The organism is Paraburkholderia sp. BL6665CI2N2, from assembly GCF_004366535.1.
In the GTDB taxonomy this organism is placed as follows: Bacteria; Pseudomonadota; Gammaproteobacteria; order Burkholderiales; family Burkholderiaceae; genus Paraburkholderia.
In genome coordinates this window covers 5,648,888-5,666,521 of record NZ_SORC01000001.1, presented here as the reverse complement: position 1 = coordinate 5,666,521, position 17,634 = coordinate 5,648,888, and the positions used below count along the sequence as shown (strand labels likewise).

The 17,634-nt window shown below is 61.3% G+C and carries 13 protein-coding genes and 1 pseudogene; 12 read left to right on the top strand and 2 right to left on the bottom strand.

Translation table 11 applies throughout. The features are described from left to right. Window positions 1-45 precede the first annotated feature (45 nt). The gene (locus B0G81_RS25445; RefSeq protein WP_134138773.1) at window positions 46-582 is read right to left on the bottom strand and encodes a class IV adenylate cyclase; all 537 of its coding nucleotides are present in this window, start codon (window positions 580-582) and stop codon (window positions 46-48) included. 350 nt (window positions 583-932) lie between these two features. Next, window positions 933-1,832, bottom strand: coding sequence for a LysR family transcriptional regulator (locus B0G81_RS25440; protein WP_116118577.1), 900 nt, complete (start codon window positions 1,830-1,832; stop codon window positions 933-935). A gap of 145 nt (window positions 1,833-1,977) precedes the next feature. Between B0G81_RS25440 and B0G81_RS25435 the strand changes: the two genes are divergently transcribed. The 12 genes and pseudogenes from B0G81_RS25435 to B0G81_RS25380 all read left to right on the top strand — a co-directional run bounded on the left by B0G81_RS25435 (window position 1,978) and on the right by B0G81_RS25380 (window position 17,530). Then, window positions 1,978-3,516 carry a CoA-acylating methylmalonate-semialdehyde dehydrogenase gene (locus B0G81_RS25435; protein ID WP_134138768.1) on the top strand — a complete coding sequence of 513 codons (1,539 nt, stop codon included), beginning with the start codon at window positions 1,978-1,980 and terminating at the stop codon, window positions 3,514-3,516. A gap of 131 nt (window positions 3,517-3,647) precedes the next feature. Then, window positions 3,648-5,361 (top strand): annotated as a pseudogene (locus B0G81_RS25430) (GMC family oxidoreductase N-terminal domain-containing protein). Between the two features lie 294 nt (window positions 5,362-5,655). Next, window positions 5,656-6,435 carry an ABC transporter ATP-binding protein gene (locus B0G81_RS25425; protein ID WP_007180049.1) on the top strand — a complete coding sequence of 260 codons (780 nt, stop codon included), beginning with the start codon at window positions 5,656-5,658 and terminating at the stop codon, window positions 6,433-6,435. Beyond that, window positions 6,432-7,190: an ABC transporter ATP-binding protein gene (locus B0G81_RS25420; RefSeq protein WP_106284885.1), complete on the top strand. Its 759-nt coding sequence runs from the start codon at window positions 6,432-6,434 to the stop codon at window positions 7,188-7,190. Before B0G81_RS25425 ends, B0G81_RS25420 begins: the two co-directional genes overlap by 4 nt. Window positions 7,191-7,241: 51 nt before the next feature. Further along, window positions 7,242-8,456: an ABC transporter substrate-binding protein gene (locus tag B0G81_RS25415; RefSeq protein WP_106284884.1), complete on the top strand. Its 1,215-nt coding sequence runs from the start codon at window positions 7,242-7,244 to the stop codon at window positions 8,454-8,456. Between the two features lie 188 nt (window positions 8,457-8,644). Further along, window positions 8,645-9,529 (top strand): branched-chain amino acid ABC transporter permease, encoded by an 885-nt coding sequence (locus B0G81_RS25410; protein ID WP_106284883.1) that lies wholly within the window; start codon window positions 8,645-8,647, stop codon window positions 9,527-9,529. Next, window positions 9,529-10,500, top strand: coding sequence for a branched-chain amino acid ABC transporter permease (locus B0G81_RS25405; protein WP_166679150.1), 972 nt, complete (start codon window positions 9,529-9,531; stop codon window positions 10,498-10,500). The genes B0G81_RS25410 and B0G81_RS25405 overlap by 1 nt, the downstream gene beginning before the upstream one ends. 518 nt (window positions 10,501-11,018) lie before the next feature. Then, a complete protein-coding gene (locus tag B0G81_RS25400) occupies window positions 11,019-12,185 on the top strand; it encodes an ABC transporter substrate-binding protein (protein WP_134138765.1) in 1,167 nt (388 codons plus the stop codon). Window positions 12,186-12,554: 369 nt separating this feature from the next. Further along, entirely contained in the window at window positions 12,555-13,715 is a 1,161-nt protein-coding gene (locus B0G81_RS25395; RefSeq protein ID WP_106284880.1) for an ABC transporter substrate-binding protein, read from the top strand. A 206-nt stretch (window positions 13,716-13,921) separates the two neighbouring features. After that, a complete protein-coding gene (locus B0G81_RS25390; protein ID WP_134138760.1) occupies window positions 13,922-14,977 on the top strand; it encodes a branched-chain amino acid ABC transporter permease in 1,056 nt (351 codons plus the stop codon). A 4-nt stretch (window positions 14,978-14,981) separates the two neighbouring features. Continuing rightward, a complete protein-coding gene (locus B0G81_RS25385) occupies window positions 14,982-16,766 on the top strand; it encodes a branched-chain amino acid ABC transporter ATP-binding protein/permease (RefSeq protein ID WP_134138755.1) in 1,785 nt (594 codons plus the stop codon). 11 nt (window positions 16,767-16,777) lie between these two features. Then, window positions 16,778-17,530, top strand: a complete 753-nt coding sequence (locus B0G81_RS25380; protein ID WP_208328552.1) for an ABC transporter ATP-binding protein — start codon at window positions 16,778-16,780, stop codon at window positions 17,528-17,530. The last annotated feature ends 104 nt before the right edge of the window (window positions 17,531-17,634 follow it).

Sequence of the window (17,634 nt, the reverse complement as noted above, 5' to 3'; positions counted from 1 at the left end):
CACCGGCCGCCCTGACTCCGCCCGCAGCTCCGGGTTGCCTTAGTCTTATGCCGCTTGCTTCGGCGCGCTGTCCGGGCTCAGCAAATCGACGTAGGCCACCGCCACCAGATCCGATTCCGGCACGCCGAGCGTGGCGAACATCGCATGCGCTTCGGCGTGGCCGCCTTCTTCATCGTCGTCCTGGGCGAGCACCACTTCCAGTTCGACGAAGTCGCCCAGACCGTCGACGCGGTCCAGATGGATCCGCGTGCGCCCGGTCAGATACACGTGCCGTTCCTTGGTGACGATGCCGCGCGTGGTCAGCGCGGTGGCGAGCAGCGCGTGCATGGCCTCCGGATTGGTCACCGGGCTGCGCGTGTAGTACGACGCCTTCGGACCGTCGCGGTCGTCGCGCTGGTAGAAGATCAGCTCGGCCGGCGTGCCGTCGTCGAACTGGCGCAGCTTCAGGCGGCCGCGCGGCACGTCGTAGAAAAAGTCCTGCTGGCGGAAGATCAGCGGTGCGTCCGGCGCGAGCTGCGCCGCGCGTCCGCGGAGTTGCTCGAAATGCTGGGCGCGGGCTTTGATTTCAATGTTGCGTGCCATGTCAGGTTCCTGTTGAAGGATGGATTGGTCGGCGGCTTCCGGTGTTGCCGAGGCGAAGCTGCCGGGAAGGACAAATCAGGTGGAACGGAAAAGGATGGCGAGCAGGCGCGTGTGCGCGAACCCTCAATCTAACAAAAACTGCGTGACGGTGTGGTTTCAGGCGCGGGGCAAGTGGTCGCTGCGGGCGAGCGGGTTGCTGAACCCTCACGCAGGCGGCTGCTGCGTGAGGAGATAGCGCCGGTTATCTATGGCGATAGGACCATACGGCTTGCGGCTGTCATGAGAGCGGCTCATATCGCACACTCGCTGGCGCTCTCATGCCCGTCACGCAAGCGCCATTCGCGCGATCCTCAAGTCGCCCATTGCTGCTCGATCAGCTTCAACGCCGCGGCAATCGCCGGTTCCTCCTTGCGCTGCGCGAGCGTAATAAAGCTGAGCTGGGTCGGCACGGTAACACCTTCGACGATGGTCAACGCGTGCGCATGCGCTTCGGCGATCGCGGTGGCGTCGCGTGCGAGCGTGAGGCCGACGCCCGATTTGACCAGATCGAGCATCGACGGCTCCTGGTCCACTTCCGCCACCTTGACCGGCTTCACACCGGCTTCGTCGAAGCAGCGCGTCAACAGCCGGTTATGCGCCGACGCGGGCGGCGTCCAGATCCACGGCAGCGCCGCCAGCGCACGCCAGTCGCGCGCGCCCTTGACGCGATCTTTCCAGCCGGCCGGCGCGAGCACGCGGTATTGGAAGGCAGTCAGCGTGACCGCATGAAAAGCGGGGCCGTCGCGCGGTTCGTCTTCGGACGGCAAGCCGATGTAGTAGCCGACATCCAGCTCGCCCGCGCGAACCTGCTCCAGCACCCAGCCCGACATGCCATGGCGCAAGGCCGTCTCGATGTGCGGCCAGCTTTCCACGAGCTGCTTGAGAAAGCCGCCCAGGCGCAGAAACGCCGGGTCGAGGATCGTGCCGATCCGCAATCGTCCGCGCACTTCGTGACGCAGCGATTGCGCCGCCCGCTGCACGTCGTTCGCCGCGCCGAGCGCGCGTTCGGCGTGCGGCAGCAGCGCTTGTCCGTCGCGCGTGAGCGAGAGCCCGTGCGAGGTCCGCGTGAACAGCGTGACGCCGAGCGTCTCCTGCAAATGCTTGATTTGCAGGCTGACGGCAGGTTGGGTCAGGTGCAGTTGCACGGCGGCACGCGTGAGGTTGCCCTCGCGCGCCACGGTGACGAACGCCCGGAGCAGAGTCAGATCCATATCCTGATATTAACGCGCCTTATAGCGCAGTTGAGCATTACTCATTGGATTTCCCGGCCCGAAGCGCCGTACGCTTCACTTTCAGCACGGCTTTATCACGCCCCGGGCACGCCGGCGCGGAAGACTTCACACGAAAGAGGACATCATGAGCGAGACATATCAGGACGAAACCCAGCGTAGCGCGACCAGCGCCCGTGCGCTGACCCACTTCATCAACGGCAAGACGTTCGAGGGCACGAGCGGACGTTTCGGCGACGTCTTCAATCCCGCGCAAGGCAGTGTGAGCGCGCGCGTGCCGCTGGCGAGCGTCGCCGAAGTGGATGCCGCCGTCGCCGCCGCGAAGGCCGCGTTTCCCGCGTGGAGTGAAACCGCGCCGATCAAGCGCGCGCGTGTCCTGTTCAAGTTCAAGGAACTGCTCGACCGTCACCACGACGAACTCGCGGAACTGATCACGCGCGAGCATGGCAAAGTGTTTTCGGACGCGAAGGGCGAGGTGATGCGCGGCATCGAGATCGTCGAGTTCGCGTGCGGCATCCCGAACCTGTTGAAGACCGACTTCACCGATCAGATCGGCGGTGGCATCGACAACTGGAATCTGCGTCAGCCGCTCGGCGTGGTCGCCGGCATCACGCCGTTCAATTTCCCGATGATGGTGCCGTGCTGGATGTTTCCCGTCGCGATTGCGTGCGGCAACACGTTTGTATTGAAGCCGTCGGAGCGCGATCCGTCCTGTTCGAGCCGTCTCGCGGAATTGTTGAAGGAAGCCGGCTTGCCAGACGGCGTGTTCAACGTCGTGCACGGCGACAAGGTCGCTGTCGATGCGTTGCTGGTGCATCCGGAAGTCAGCGCATTGTCGTTTGTCGGTTCGACGCCGATTGCCGAGTACATCTACACGGAAGGCACGAGGCATGGCAAGCGTGTGCAGGCTTTGGGCGGAGCGAAGAATCATCTGGTGGTGATGCCGGACGCGGATCTCGACCAGGCCGTCGATGCCTTGATCGGGGCGGCATACGGTTCCGCGGGCGAGCGTTGCATGGCAATTTCGGTGGCCGTCGCGGTGGGACATATCGCCGATGAACTGGTCGAGCGGCTCACACCGCGTGTGAAAAGTTTGAAGATTCTCAACGGCATGGAATCAGATGCCGAGATGGGACCGTTGGTGACGTCGGTGCATCGCGAGAAAGTGGTCGGCTATATCGACTCGGGCATCGAAGCGGGCGCGAAGCTGGTGGTCGACGGACGCGGCCATCAGGTCAGCGGTCATGAGAAGGGTTTCTTTCTGGGCGGCACTCTGTTCGACAATGTTTCGACCGACATGAAGATCTATCGCGAAGAGATTTTCGGACCCGTGCTCTGTGTAGTGCGCGTGCCGGATTTTGCTTCCGCGGTGGAACTGATCAACGCCAACGAGTTTGCTAACGGCGTGTCGTTGTTTACGTCCGATGGCGGCGTCGCTCGCGCTTTCTCGCGGCAGATCCAGATCGGCATGGTGGGCATCAATGTGCCGATTCCCGTGCCGATGGCGTGGCATTCGTTTGGTGGCTGGAAGAAGTCGCTGTTCGGCGATCATCATGCGTATGGTGAAGAAGGTGTGCGGTTTTATACGCGCTACAAGAGCATCATGCAGCGCTGGCCCGACAGTATTTCCAAGGGTGCTGAGTTCACGATGCCGGTGGCTAAGTAGTGTGAGGCGATTGCCTTCGGCAGGCTGCGCTTCTGGTGGCATGTCGAAGGCGGAAAACAAAAATAGAGCCCAAGCCGCAGTCGCATGACAACCATGGACTAGCGGGCAAAAAAAGCTTAGGAGACTGAACAATGAGCCATACCGATCCGACGTCCGCGGCCCGGCGTCTCGAAGGCGAGTTCGACTACATCATCGTGGGTGCGGGGACAGCGGGTTGTGTGCTGGCGAATCGCTTGACCCAGGATCCCGACGTGCAAGTGCTTCTGCTCGAAGCAGGCGGAAAAGACGACTATCACTGGATTCACGTGCCGGTCGGCTACCTCTATTGCATCGGCAATCCGCGCACGGACTGGCTCTATAAAACGCAGGCGGAAGCGGGTCTCAATGGCCGCGCGCTGTCGTATCCGCGTGGACGCGTTTTGGGCGGCAGTTCTTCCATCAACGGCATGATCTACATGCGTGGTCAGCGCGAAGATTACGATGAATGGGCGCGCGTTACGAACGACGCATCCTGGTCATGGAACTCGGTGTTGCCGATTTTCAAACGCAGCGAAGATCACCATGCCGGCGCCAGCGAATCGCACGGCGCGGGCGGACCGTGGCGGGTCGAAAAACAGCGGTTGAAATGGAAAATTCTCGAAGAGTTTTCGCGCGCCGCGCAAGAGACCGGCATTCCCGCCACCGACGACTTCAACCGTGGTGACAACACCGGTGTCGGCTACTTCGACGTGAATCAGAAACGCGGCATTCGCTGGAATGCATCGAAGGCGTTTTTTGCGTCCCGCACTCAAGCGGCCGAATCTCACCGTGATCACCGGCGCGCACACGCAACGCGTCGTATTGGAAGGACGCCGTTGTACGGGCGTCGAATATCGCGGCGACAACACGGACTATCTGGCCAAGGCTCGATGTGAAGTGATCCTCAGTTCAGGTGCGGTGAATTCACCGCAGTTGCTTGAACTCTCCGGCATCGGCAATGGCGCGCGTCTGCAGAATCTCGGCATCGAGGTCGTCAACGATATGCGCGGCGTGGGCGAGAATCTGCAGGATCATTTGCAATTGCGCATGGCCTATAAGGTCGACGGCGTGCGTACGCTCAACACGGCATCCGCGCATTGGTGGGGCAAGTTGCTGATCGGCATGCAGTACGCGTTTTTTCAAAGTGGCCCGATGTCGATGTCGCCGTCGCAACTTGGTGCGTTCGCCAAATCCGATCCGGGCGACCGCACGCTCACGCGGCCCGACCTCGAATATCACGTCCAGCCGCTTTCGCTCGATCGCTTCGGCGAACCGCTGCATCGGTTCAATGCGTTCACTGCGTCGGTGTGCCAGTTGCGGCCCACATCGCGCGGCAGCATTCACATCGAATCCGCCGATGCTTCAGCGCCACCCCTGATCGCACCGAACTATCTCTCCACCGACTACGACCGGCACGTTGCCGCCAACGCGCTGCGTCTCACGCGCCGCATCGCGGCGGCGCCCGCGCTCGCACGCTACCGGCCGCAGGAGATTTTGCCCGGCATTCAGTACCAGACCGAAGAGGAGTTACAACAGGCGGCCGGCGCGGTCGGCACGACCATCTTCCATCCAGTCGGCACCTGCCGCATGGGGACGACCGACGACCCCGGCGCGGTGGTCGACAACAGGCTACGGGTTATCGGTGTTGACGGGCTGCGCGTGGTCGATGCATCTGTCATGCCGACCATCACCTCGGGCAACACCAATTCGCCCACGCTGATGATCGCCGAGCGCGCCAGCGACATGATCCGCGAAGATCGCCGTGCGAACGTGGGCGGCAGTTTCGCGGCACAAGCTAGCGCAACGCCTTCCATGTCCGCAGTGTGACAGCTAGCGCACGAGCCTCATGGAGATGCCCGTCCGACCGGCTCGGCGGGCATCTCGCACGTATGCGCCCCGTTCGGGGCCGGTGTCATCCACTGCCACTAAGTGCAAATCCCAATGAATGCGCTGCATCATTGGCGCGACAATGGCAGCCATGCTGCGTGCCGCCCCATGGATTACCGTCCGGATTGGTGCAGCACGCCAACGAGCGGCACGGGGTGCCGCCGTCATAAAAAGTCGCGCAGCGGTTCGCGCGGAAGATCGTAGTGCTTCGCCTTACTCCGTATGGAAGGGAACATGATTCTCGGCGATACGATTCTCGAAACGCGCGGCCTCACTCGTGAGTTCAAAGGCTTCATCGCCGTGAACGGTGTCAACCTGCGCGTGCGTCGTGGCTCGATCCATGCGTTGATCGGCCCGAACGGGGCAGGCAAGACCACCTGCTTCAATCTGCTCACCAAGTTTCTGGAACCCACTGCGGGCCAGATCGTTTTCAACGGCATCGACATCACCGGCGAACGCCCGGCGCAGATTGCGCGGCGCGGCATTATTCGTTCGTTCCAGATTTCCGCGGTGTTTCCGCATCTGACAGCATTGCAGAATGTGCGCATCGGTTTGCAGCGCCAGCTCGGCACGGCATTTCATTTCTGGAAGAGCGAGCGCACGCTGCGCCAACTCGATGACCGCGCAATGGACCTGCTCACCCAGGTCGGACTGACCGATTTCGCCGATGTGTTGACGGTCGAACTTTCCTATGGCCGCAAACGCGCGCTGGAAATTGCTACCACGCTCGCCATGGAACCGGAACTCATGTTGCTCGACGAACCGACGCAAGGCATGGGCCATGAAGACGTCGATCGCGTGACGGCGTTGATCAAAAAAGTATCGAGCGGCCGCACCATCCTGATGGTCGAGCACAACATGAATGTGATCGCCGGCATCTCCGACACGATTACCGTGCTGCAACGAGGCGAAGTGCTCGCCGAAGGCAGCTACGCCGAAGTGTCGAAAAATCCGCTGGTGATGCAAGCCTATATGGGCAGCGCCGACGCGGCGCTCGCCGGAGCTCACGCATGAATACGATTGCCGAGCGAGAAAGCCTCGACATAAGCGGGACGGATAACGCCGTTCCCGCGCTGGACATCAAGGGTTTGCAGGCGTGGTACGGGGAATCCCATATTCTGCATGGCGTCGATCTGACGGTGAACCGCGGCGAAGTCGTCACGCTGCTGGGCCGCAACGGCGCCGGACGCACCACGACGCTGCGCGCCATCATGGGCTTGACCGGACGGCGCACCGGTTCGATCCGCATTGGCGGACGCGAAACCATCAGTCTGCCCACGCATCGCATCGCGCATTGCGGCGTGGGTTACTGTCCGGAAGAACGGGGTATTTTTTCGAGCCTCTCATGCGAGGAAAACCTGCTGTTGCCGCCGCCCATCGGCGACAAGGCACACATGATGTCGCTCGAAGAAATCTATTCGATGTTCCCGAATCTGCAGGAACGCCGCGCGAGCCAAGGCACGCGGCTATCCGGCGGCGAACAGCAGATGCTGGCGGTGGCGCGTATTCTGCGCACCGGCGCGAGCCTGCTGCTGCTCGACGAAATCTCGGAAGGGCTCGCGCCTGTCATCGTGCAGGCGCTGGCGCGCATGATCATGACACTCAAGGCGCGGGGCTACACCGTCGTGATGGTCGAACAGAACTTTCGTTTTGCCGCGCCGCTGGCGGACCGCTTCTATGTGATGGAGCACGGCGCGATTGTCGAGCACTTCGGGGCAAGTGAGCTCGAAAGCAAGATGCCGGTCCTGCACGATCTACTGGGCGTATAAAAGCGCCCGATTGCCTCTGATAACCACAAGCGAAGAAACCAGGAGACAGGAATGAAAAAGAACCCACTCGCGCGGCTTGCCACACTCTGTTTCGCGGTCGCCGCCGGCGCCGCCTTGACGATGAGCAGCGCGCAAGCGGCTGACGACGCGGTGAAGATCGGTTTCATCACCGACATGTCCGGTCTGTATGCGGACATCGACGGGCAGGGTGGACTCGAAGCGATTCGCATGGCGGTGGCGGATTTCGGCGGCAAGGTCAACGGCAAGCCGATCACGGTGGTGTATGCGGACCACCAGAACAAGGCGGACATCGCGGCGTCGCGCGCGCGTGAATGGTTCGACCGCGACGGCGTCGATCTGCTGATCGGCGGCACGAATTCGGCAACCGGTCTGTCGATGAACACCGTGGCCGGAGAAAAGAAGAAGGTGTACATCAGCATCGGCGCGGGCGCGGACACGCTGACCAATGAGCAATGCACGCCGTACACGATCCATTACGCGTACGACACCACGGCGCTGGCCAAGGGCACGGGTTCGGCGGTGACGAAGCAGGGCGGCAAGACGTGGTACTTCCTGACGGCCGACTATGCCTTCGGCAAGGCGCTGGAGAAGAACACGTCGGACGTGGTGAAAGCGAATGGCGGCCAGGTGCTGGGCACGGTGCGCCATCCGCTGTCGGCGTCGGACTTCTCGTCGTTCCTGTTGCAGGCGCAAGCGTCGAAGGCGCAGATCCTCGGCCTCGCCAACGCGGGCGGCGACACGATCAACTCGATCAAGGCGGCCAAGGAGTTCGGCATTACCAAGACGATGAAACTCGCCGCGCTGCTGATGTTCATTGACGACGTGCACAGCCTGGGTCTCGAAACCACGCAAGGTCTGGTACTGACGGACAGTTGGTACTGGAACAAGGATGCCACCACCCGCAAGTGGGCGCAGCGCTACTTCGACAAGATGAGGAAGATGCCGTCGAGCCTGCAGGCTGCCGACTACTCGGCGACCATGACCTATCTGAACGCAGTGAAGGCGGTGGGTTCGACCGACTCCGACAAGGTGATGGCACAACTGAAAAAGACCAAGATCGACGATTTCTATGCGAAGGGCTACATCCGTCAGGACGGCAGCATGATCCACGACATGTACCTGATGCAGGTCAAGACGCCGGCCGAATCCAAAGAGCCGTGGGACTACTACAAGATCACGGCGACGATCCCCGGGGAGCAGGCGTTCACGACCAAGGCCGAAACGCGCTGCGCGCTGTGGAAGTAATCGCTGGTTCATAACCGGATGGCCGTCTGCCTGGTCGTCCTGACGGGCGATGCGTGCTGCCGTGATGGTACACAGGCAGACGGCGAAGCGTTTTCACATGCCGCGCGCGATCGGCGTCGTTGCCGCCGATTGCGCGCCGGCCGGATCGTGCGTGACCGATCTCACCTTGGCGATGGGTTAAGGCTTCAATGGAAATCTTTGGCGTTCCGCTACCGGCGATGCTGAGCCAGCTGTTGCTGGGGCTCGTGAACGGCTCGTTCTACGCAATATTGAGCCTCGGGCTAGCGGTGATCTTCGGCTTGCTCAACGTGATCAATTTCGCTCACGGCGCGTTGTTCATGCTTGGCGCCATGCTCGCGTGGATGGGCTTTTCGTATTTCGGCCTGCCGTACTGGCTGATGCTGGTGCTCGCACCGCTGATCGTCGGGTTGTTTGGCATCGTGATCGAGCGCTCGATGCTGCGCTGGCTCTACAAGCTCGATCATCTGTACGGGCTCTTGCTGACATTCGGGCTCACGCTCGTGGTGGAAGGCGTGTTCCGCTCCATCTACGGTTCGTCCGGTCAGCCGTACGACGTGCCGTCGGCGCTTTCCGGCGCAACCAATCTCGGCTTCATGTTCCTGCCGAACTATCGCGCGTGGGTCGTGGTGGCTTCGTTGGCGGTGTGCTTCGCGACATGGTTCGTGATCGAGAAGACGCGTCTCGGCGCCTATCTGCGCGCCGGTACGGAAAACCCGAAATTGGTCGAAGCGTTCGGCATCAACGTGCCGCTGATGATCACGCTCACCTACGGCTTCGGCGTCGCGTTGGCGGCGTTTGCGGGCGTGCTCGCGGCACCGGTGATTCAGGTCTCGCCGCTGATGGGCCAGCCGATGATCATCACCGTGTTCGCGGTAGTCGTGATCGGCGGCATGGGTTCGATCATGGGCTCGATTCTGACTGGTTTGCTGCTCGGCGTGATCGAAGGGCTGACGCGCGTGTTTTACCCGGAAGCGTCGGCGACCGTCGTCTTCGTGATCATGGCGCTGGTGTTGCTGGTGCGCCCGGCGGGTCTCTTCGGCAAGGAAAAATGATGCAGAGAAAAGTGCTCTACGGTCTGCTGCTGGTCGTGCTGCTCGCGGTGCCCGTGCTCGGCATCTATCCGCTCTTCGTAATGAAGGTGCTGTGCTTCGCGCTGTTCGCGGCGGCGTTCAATTTGCTGATCGGCTACACCGGGTTGCTGTCGTTCGGTCACGCGATGTTTCTTGCTTCGGCTGGCTATGTGACGGGCTATGCGATCCAGTCGCTCGGCTTCTCGCCGGAACTCGGTGTGCTGGCCGGCACGGCGGCGGCAACCTTGCTCGGCCTGATCGTGGGTCTCTTCGCAATTCGCCGCCAGGGCATCTACTTCGCTATGGTCACGCTGGCGCTCGCGCAGATGGTCTACTTCGTGTTCCTGCAGGCGCCGTTCACGCATGGCGAGGATGGTCTGCAAGGCGTGCCGCGCGGCAAGCTGTTCGGCGTGCTGGATCTGTCGTCCGACATGGCGCTGTATTTCGTCGTGCTCGCCGTGATGGTGCTGGCCTTCCTGCTGATCGTGCGGATCGTGCATTCGCCGTTCGGGCAGGTGCTGGTGGCCATCAAGGAGAACGAGCCGCGCGCGGTGTCGCTCGGCTACGATACGGATCGCTTCAAGCTGCTCGCGTTTATTCTGTCGGCGGGGATTGCGGGCCTCGCGGGTTCGCTCAAGGTGTTGGTGCAAGGCTTCGAGACGTTGAGCGACGCGTATTGGACCATGTCCGGCCTCGTGATCCTGATGACGCTCGTCGGCGGCATGGGTACGTTGTTCGGGCCGCTGCTCGGCGCGGCGCTGATCGTCGCGCTCGAGGATCGGCTCGGCGATATCGGCGGGGCACTGGCGACGACCACGGGCGTCGAGTGGTTCCGCTCGCTGGGCGAATCGGTGACCATTGTCACCGGCGTGATTTTCATTGCCTGCGTGCTGGCGTTCCGGCGTGGCATCGTCGGCGAAATCATCGCGCGAGTGCGGCCGCTGCGAGCCTGACGCTCAGTGAAATGGGCGATTGCTTCGGCATCCGATATAATCCAGCCGTCTCGATGCGGCAGGTTGAAAAGGGCGGCACTCGAGTCGAAATGCATACACCGTATGGCTCCCCGCAACGTGCCCCAATTCGGTGCCGCAGTGCACCACTAGGGTAATTGCTAGTTGTAGTATGCGGAGTGCTCGTTTAATCTTCATGCAGTTCTGATGCACCACGAATTTTGCAGGTGGAGAACGAGGAGACAATGAGGCACTCAGTGCCCAGACGAAAGCGCTGTTGGATTGATATCCAACAGCGCTTTTTATTTGTATTTCCGGTTATTCGACATTCCAATTCCCCGCTAATTCGGTGACCCTTTTTCATTCGCCGAACATGTCTCTATTTCACACGTCTCAACCCTGCAAAACGCTTGCCGCGCGTGGCTTTCGTCCGCTAAACTCGCTATTCACCGACCGCATGGTCGGGATTTAAATCTGTGCATTTAAATTCGAATGAATAACGGGGTTGATAGAGGAGCGGGATGAAGTCGGCATTGCGTTGGATCAGCGCGGCATTGGTCGCCACCGGAGTGAGCGCAGCATGGAGCGTCCATGCATTCGCGGACGTGAAAATCGGCGTGACCGTGTCGGCAACCGGCCCGGCCGCGTCGCTCGGCATTCCGGAAAAGAACACGATTGCACTGCTGCCTAAAGAGGTGGCAGGTCAGAAGATTGATTACATCGTGCTCGACGACGCCACGGATTCCACCCAAGCCGTCAAGAACGCACGCAAGTTCACGAGCGAAGATCACGTGGATGCGCTGATCGGCTCGACCGTCGTGCCGAACTCGCTTGCCATGATCGACGTCGCCGCCGAAACCACCACGCCCATGATCTCCATGGCGGCCGCGGCGAGCATTGTCGAGCCGATGGACGCAAAGCGCGCGTGGGTCTTCAAGACGCCGCAGAACGACATCCTCATGGCCACAGCCATCGCGCAGCACATGTCGAACCACGGTGTGAAGACGGTGGCCTTTATTGGTTTCTCCGACGCCTACGGCGAGAACTGGTTCAGGGAATTCGGCAAGGCTGCCGATCTCGCGAAGATCAAGGTCGTCGCGAGCGAACGCTTCGCACGCAACGACGCATCGGTGACCGGCCAGGTGCTAAAGATCATGTCGCAGAATCCAGACGCGGTGCTGATTGCGGGTGCCGGCACACCGGCCGCGCTGCCGCAGAAAACGCTCAAGGAGCGTGGCTATAAAGGCAAGTACTATCAGACGCACGGCGTCGCCAATAACGACTTCCTGCGCGTGTGCGGTAAGGATTGCGAAGGCACCTATCTGCCGGCGGGTCCGTTGCTCGTTGCCGAGCAATTGCCTGATTCGAATCCGGTGAAGAAGAGTGCACTCGCGTACAAGCGCGCGTACGAAACCGCTTACGGCGCCGGCTCGGTGTCGACCTTCGGCGGCCACGCATGGGACGCGGGCCTGCTGCTGCAACGCGCGATTCCGCTGGCGTTGAAGAAGGGTCAACCGGGCACGCCTGCATTCCGCGAAGCATTGCGGGCCGCACTGGAAAGCACCAAAGACATGCCCGCGTCGCACGGCATCTTCAATATGAGCGCGAACGACCATGCTGGTCTCGACCAACGGGCACGCGTGATGGTGGAGATTGTCGGCGGCAAGTGGAAGTTGTCCGGCGACTGAGCGAAGGCAAAGCGATATGGACCTTCAATAAACAAAAGACGCGTGCAGTTGACGCGTCTTTTTTATTGTCCGCATCGCGTGAAAAAGTGTGGCTCCGCCGCTTCAGGACAAACCCGCATTTGGGTTGCAGTCTATTGACCGTCAATCATGCAGAACGCAATACTACTAACATGTTAGTGTTTTGTTCACAGGATATCGCAGCAGTTTGCAGTCGTGGTATGCGCAGTGAAGTAGCAGCAAAGCGGCGACGGTATTCGCGCTGAGCAGGGAAAACCATGCTTGGCACGCCAGAACCCTATAACTAGATTCAGACACCCGGCCCACGAGTCGGATTTCAGATACGCGCTTCAAAGCGTTTGGAGACTTGCAATGAAAAAGACAAAGCAATGGGTACGCACCGGCATTGCCATGGCATTGATGTGCAGTGCGGGCGCGGCGTTCGCTCAGGTGAAAATCGGCGTGACGCTTTCTACTACGGGGCCGGCCGCATCGCTCGGGATTCCTGAAAAGAACACGATTGCACTGTTGCCGAAAGAGATCGGCGGCAAGACCGTGCAGTACATCATTCTCGACGACGGATCCGATACCGGCAAAGCCGTGCAGAACACGCGCAAGCTGATCGATGAAGACCACGTCGACGCGATCATCGGCTCGACCGTCACGCCGAATTCGCTCGCCATGCTCGACGCCGCTGCCGAAGGCAAGACGCCGGTGATCTCGCTGGCGGCATCGGCGGCGATCATTTCGCCGATGGACGCGAAGCGTGCCTGGGCCTTCAAACCGCCGCAGAACGACAGCCTGATGGCCGACGCCATCGCCGATTACATGGAGCATCACGGCGTGAAGACGGTGGGCTTCATCGGCTTCGCGGATGCCTATGGCGACGGCTGGAACAACGTCTTCACCGCGGCGGCCGCTGCACACAATCTGAAGATCGTCTCGAACGAGCGCTTTAACCGCACCGATGCATCGGTGACGGGCCAGGTCCTGAAGACGATGGGCGCGAACCCCGACGCGGTGCTGATCGCGGGTGCGGGCACGCCGTCGGCGTTGCCGGCCAAGACGCTCAAGGAGCGCGGCTACAAGGGCAAGGTCTATCAGACTCACGGCGTCGCCAACAACGACTTCCTGCGCGTGTGCGGCAAGGACTGCGAAGGCGAATTCCTGCCGGCCGGACCGATCCTCGTGGCGGATCAACTGCCTGACTCGAACCCGGTGAAGAAGTCGTCGCTGGCTTATAAGTCGGCGTATGAGAAAGCGTATGGCGCGGGTTCGGTGGCGACGTTCGGCGGGCACGCATGGGACGCCGGTCAGATGCTGCAAGCAGCGATTCCGGTCGCGCTGAAGACCGCTCAGCCGGGCACGGAACAGTTCCGCGTGGCACTGCGTGGGGCGCTTGAGAACATCAAGGAACTGCCGGTCTCGCACGGCATCATGAACACCACGACGACCGACCACAACGGCCTCGACAAGCGCGCACGCGTGATCGTGCAGATCGTCGACGGCAAGTGGAAGCTGCAGAACGACTAACGACAAAAGCGGTACGCGCCTCTCGCGCAACGTGCGGCATGTGACGCCGCATTGCCATTCTGTTCGATGACAATGGCATCGACCGCCGCGCCGTGTACCGGCGCGGCGGTCGCCTTTTCAGGGCATAGCGGGTCGATGGACGGCCACGAGTTCTGCCGCCACGACGGTTTCCCAGTTTCGATTTCGACGCTTCAGGACGAGGAAGTATGGATCTATCAATTGCGGCGATCCTCGCGCAGGACGGCATCACCACGGGCGCGATCTACGCGCTGCTAGCGCTCGCGCTGGTGCTGGTGTTCTCCGTGACGCGGGTGATCTTCATCCCGCAGGGGGAGTTTGTTTCGTACGGCGCGTTGACGCTCGCCGCACTGCAGACGCAGAAATTTCCCGCCACCTGCTGGTTGCTGATGGCGATGGGCGCGGCCTGCTTCGTCGTCGAGATAGCGGGGCTGGTGCGGCATCCCGAACGGCGCCGGCATGCGGCGCGCACGCTGATCATGCTGGTCGGCAAATATCTGCTGTTTCCGATCGCGGTCTATGCGCTGACACAAGGCGTTTTCATGCATACGCTGCCGATGATCGCGCAGATCGCGTTGACGCTGCTGATCGTGATTCCGATGGGTCCTTATGTGTACCGGCTCGCGTATGAGCCGATCGCCGAGGCAAGCACGCTGCTGCTGTTGATCGTGGCGGTGGCAGTGCACTTCGCGATGGTCGGCCTGGGTCTCGTGATGTTCGGTGCGGAAGGTTCACGCACTACAGCGTTTTCCGATGCGACCTTCAACATTGGCACACTGACGATTTCCGGGCAAAGCCTGTGGGTGGTCGGCACGGCGGTGGTGTTGATCGGCGCGCTGTATCTTTACTTCGATCGCTCGATCTCGGGCAAGGCGTTGCGCGCGACGTCGGTGAACCGGCTGGGCGCGCGGCTCGTCGGCATCGGCACGACGCAAGCAGGGCGGCTCGCATTCACGCTGGCGGCGGGCCTCGGCGCGCTGTGCGGCATCCTCGTCGCACCCTTGACCACCATCTACTACGACTCGGGCTTCCTGATCGGTTTGAAGGGCTTTGTGGGGGCGATTATCGGCGGGCTCGTCAGCTATCCGCTGGCTGCCGCGGGCTCGATCCTGGTCGGCCTGCTGGAGTCGTATTCGTCGTTCTGGGCGAGTGCTTACAAGGAAGTGATCGTGTTCACGCTGATCATCCCCGTGTTGCTCTGGCGAAGTCTCGCCAGTCCGCACGCCGAAGAGGAAGAGGAGTGACGCGATGAAACGGATCATGCAAAACAAGTTCTTCTGGTTGTTCCTCGTGGTGCTGTTCGCGCTGCCGGTGTTGCCGCAACCGATTCACGTGCCTGAGTACTGGGTGACGCTGCTCAACTACATCGGTCTGTATTCGATCGTCGCGATCGGTCTTGTGCTGCTGACCGGGATCGGCGGGATGACGAGCTTCGGGCAAGCCGCGTTTGTCGGGATCGGCGCTTATGCGACCGCCTATCTGACGACGCGGTATGGCGTTTCGCCGTGGCTCGCATTGATTGCAGGTGTGGTAGTGACGGCGTTGATCGCGCTGATGCTCGGTTTGGTGACGATGCGGTTGTCAGGACACTTTCTGCCTCTTGGCACGATCGCCTGGGGACTCGCGCTGTTCTATCTGTTCGGCAATCTTGAAATGCTGGGCAAGTACGACGGCATCAACGGGATTCCGGTGTTGAATGTGTTTGGCATCAACCTCGAATCCGGCCGTCATATCTATTACCTGATCTGGTTGGTTGCGCTCGGTGCGGTCATTTCTGTTCAGAATCTGCTTAACAGTCGCCCGGGGCGGGCGATCCGCGCGTTACGTGGCGGCGGCATGATGGCCGAGGCGATGGGCGTCAACACCGGGTGGATGCGTGTGGTGATCTTCGTGTACGCGGCGGTGCTGGCCTCGGTCTCAGGTTTCCTCTACGCCCACCTGCAGCGCGCAGTGAACCCGACGCCTTTCGGTCTGAATCACGGCATCGAATTTCTGTTCATGGCCGTCGTGGGCGGCGTCTCGCACGTTTGGGGCGCGGTGCTCGGCGCGGCGATCCTGACGGTGCTGCAAGATTATTTGCAAACCTTGCTGCCGAAGCTACTTGGCGAGAACGGCAACTTTGAAGTGATCGTGTTCGGCATCTTGATGGTGCTGCTGCTGCAATACGCGCGGCAGGGCGTTTGGCCGTTCGTCGCGCGATTTTTCCCGAAGGGCCCGCGCGCTCACGTCGCTGATCACGCCGAGCCGTTGCCGCAGCGCAGCAAGCCGGCGGCCGGTGAAGACTTGTTGACGGTGAATAAAGCGCGCAAGCAATTCGGCGGTCTGGTCGCGGTGAACGATGTCAGCTTCGAGGTGAAGGCGGGGCAGATCATCGGCCTGATCGGTCCGAATGGCGCCGGCAAGTCGACGACCTTTAATCTGGTGACCGGCGTGTTGCAGGCGACCAGCGGAGAGATCACGTTCCGCGGCGAGCGCATCGATTCGCTGAGTTCACGTGAAATCGTCAAACGCGGAATCGGGCGCACGTTCCAGCACGTCAAGCTGCTGCCGGGGATGACGGTGCTTGAGAACGTCGCGATTGGCGCGCATCTGCGCGGGCAAGCCGGTGTCTGGCGCAGCGTCGTGCGCCTGAACAGCGCGGAAGAAGCGCGCTTGATGGCCGAGGCGGCTCGTCAGATTCGCCGCGTCGGCCTTGAGCAGCACATGTACGACGAAGCTGGGAGCCTCGCGCTGGGACAACAACGGATTCTCGAAATTGCTCGCGCGCTGTGTTGCGATCCGACGCTGCTGCTGCTGGATGAACCGGCCGCTGGTCTGCGCTACCAGGAAAAGCTGCAACTGGCCGACCTGCTGCGTCGCCTGAAGGCTGAAGGCATGAGCGTGCTGCTGGTGGAGCACGATATGGACTTCGTGATGAATCTCACCGATCGGCTGGTGGTCATGGAGTTCGGGACTCGTATCGCCGAAGGTCTGCCGCAAGAGGTACAACAAGACCCGGCGGTGCTGGAAGCTTATCTCGGCGGGGTGGAGTGATGGAGAACACGATGAATGCTGCCGGCCCGATTCTCGACGTGGACGGTTTGTCGGTCCGCTATGGCAAGGTGGAGGCGCTGCACGGCGCGGCGATCAAGGTGCGGCCCGGCCAGATTGTCTCGGTAATCGGCCCGAACGGTGCGGGCAAGTCGACGCTGTTGAACGCGATCATGGGCGCGTTGCCGACCACGGGTCATGCGAAAGGCACCGTCCTGTACCAAGGCGAAGACGTCAGCGCCGTGCCGGTCGAGAAGCGTGTGTCGCGCGGTATGTGTCTCGTGCCGGAGAAGCGCGAGTTGTTTGCGTCGATGACAGTGGAAGACAACCTCGTCCTGGGTGCCTATCGGCGCAAACGGGCAGGGGAGCGCAACTTCCTGGATCAGCTCGAACCGGTCTTTACCCTGTTCCCGCGGCTGAAAGAGCGGCGCAAGCAGGTTGCCGGAACTTTGTCCGGTGGCGAGCGGCAGATGCTCGCAGTGGGCCGGGCGCTCATGGGCAAGCCGGACCTGCTGATGCTGGACGAGCCGAGTCTCGGTCTCGCACCGTTGATCGTGAAAGAAATCTTCCACATCATCAGCGCGTTGCGGCAGACCGGCGTGGCGACATTGCTGATCGAACAGAATGCGCGCGCCGCGCTGCAAATCTCCGATTACGGCTATGTGCTGGAAACCGGTGAACTGGCGCTCGAAGGGCCGGCGGCGGACTTGGCGCAGAATCCGCGTGTGATCGAAACCTATCTTGGGCTGGCGAAGAAAGTGGCTTAGCGCCTAAGTTTGCTTCTGTTTCCGGCTTGTTCGAAGCGGCGTGTTTCACGTGAAACACGCCGCTTTTTTGTGGGTTGGCCATTCGGACGAATTCGGGCCTAAAC

Bases quoted from the DNA above. Each gene is read 5' to 3' on its own strand.
- B0G81_RS25445 (WP_134138773.1), bottom strand. From the start codon at position 582: ATGGCACGCAACATTGAAATCAAAGCCCGCGCCCAGCATTTCGAGCAA.
- B0G81_RS25440 (WP_116118577.1), bottom strand. From the start codon at position 1,832: ATGGATCTGACTCTGCTCCGGGCGTTCGTCACCGTGGCGCGCGAGGGC.
- B0G81_RS25435 (WP_134138768.1), top strand. From the start codon at position 1,978: ATGAGCGAGACATATCAGGACGAAACCCAGCGTAGCGCGACCAGCGCC.
- B0G81_RS25425 (WP_007180049.1), top strand. From the start codon at position 5,656: ATGATTCTCGGCGATACGATTCTCGAAACGCGCGGCCTCACTCGTGAG.
- B0G81_RS25420 (WP_106284885.1), top strand. From the start codon at position 6,432: ATGAATACGATTGCCGAGCGAGAAAGCCTCGACATAAGCGGGACGGAT.
- B0G81_RS25415 (WP_106284884.1), top strand. From the start codon at position 7,242: ATGAAAAAGAACCCACTCGCGCGGCTTGCCACACTCTGTTTCGCGGTC.
- B0G81_RS25410 (WP_106284883.1), top strand. From the start codon at position 8,645: ATGGAAATCTTTGGCGTTCCGCTACCGGCGATGCTGAGCCAGCTGTTG.
- B0G81_RS25405 (WP_166679150.1), top strand. From the start codon at position 9,529: ATGCAGAGAAAAGTGCTCTACGGTCTGCTGCTGGTCGTGCTGCTCGCG.
- B0G81_RS25400 (WP_134138765.1), top strand. From the start codon at position 11,019: ATGAAGTCGGCATTGCGTTGGATCAGCGCGGCATTGGTCGCCACCGGA.
- B0G81_RS25395 (WP_106284880.1), top strand. From the start codon at position 12,555: ATGAAAAAGACAAAGCAATGGGTACGCACCGGCATTGCCATGGCATTG.
- B0G81_RS25390 (WP_134138760.1), top strand. From the start codon at position 13,922: ATGGATCTATCAATTGCGGCGATCCTCGCGCAGGACGGCATCACCACG.
- B0G81_RS25385 (WP_134138755.1), top strand. From the start codon at position 14,982: ATGAAACGGATCATGCAAAACAAGTTCTTCTGGTTGTTCCTCGTGGTG.
- B0G81_RS25380 (WP_208328552.1), top strand. From the start codon at position 16,778: ATGAATGCTGCCGGCCCGATTCTCGACGTGGACGGTTTGTCGGTCCGC.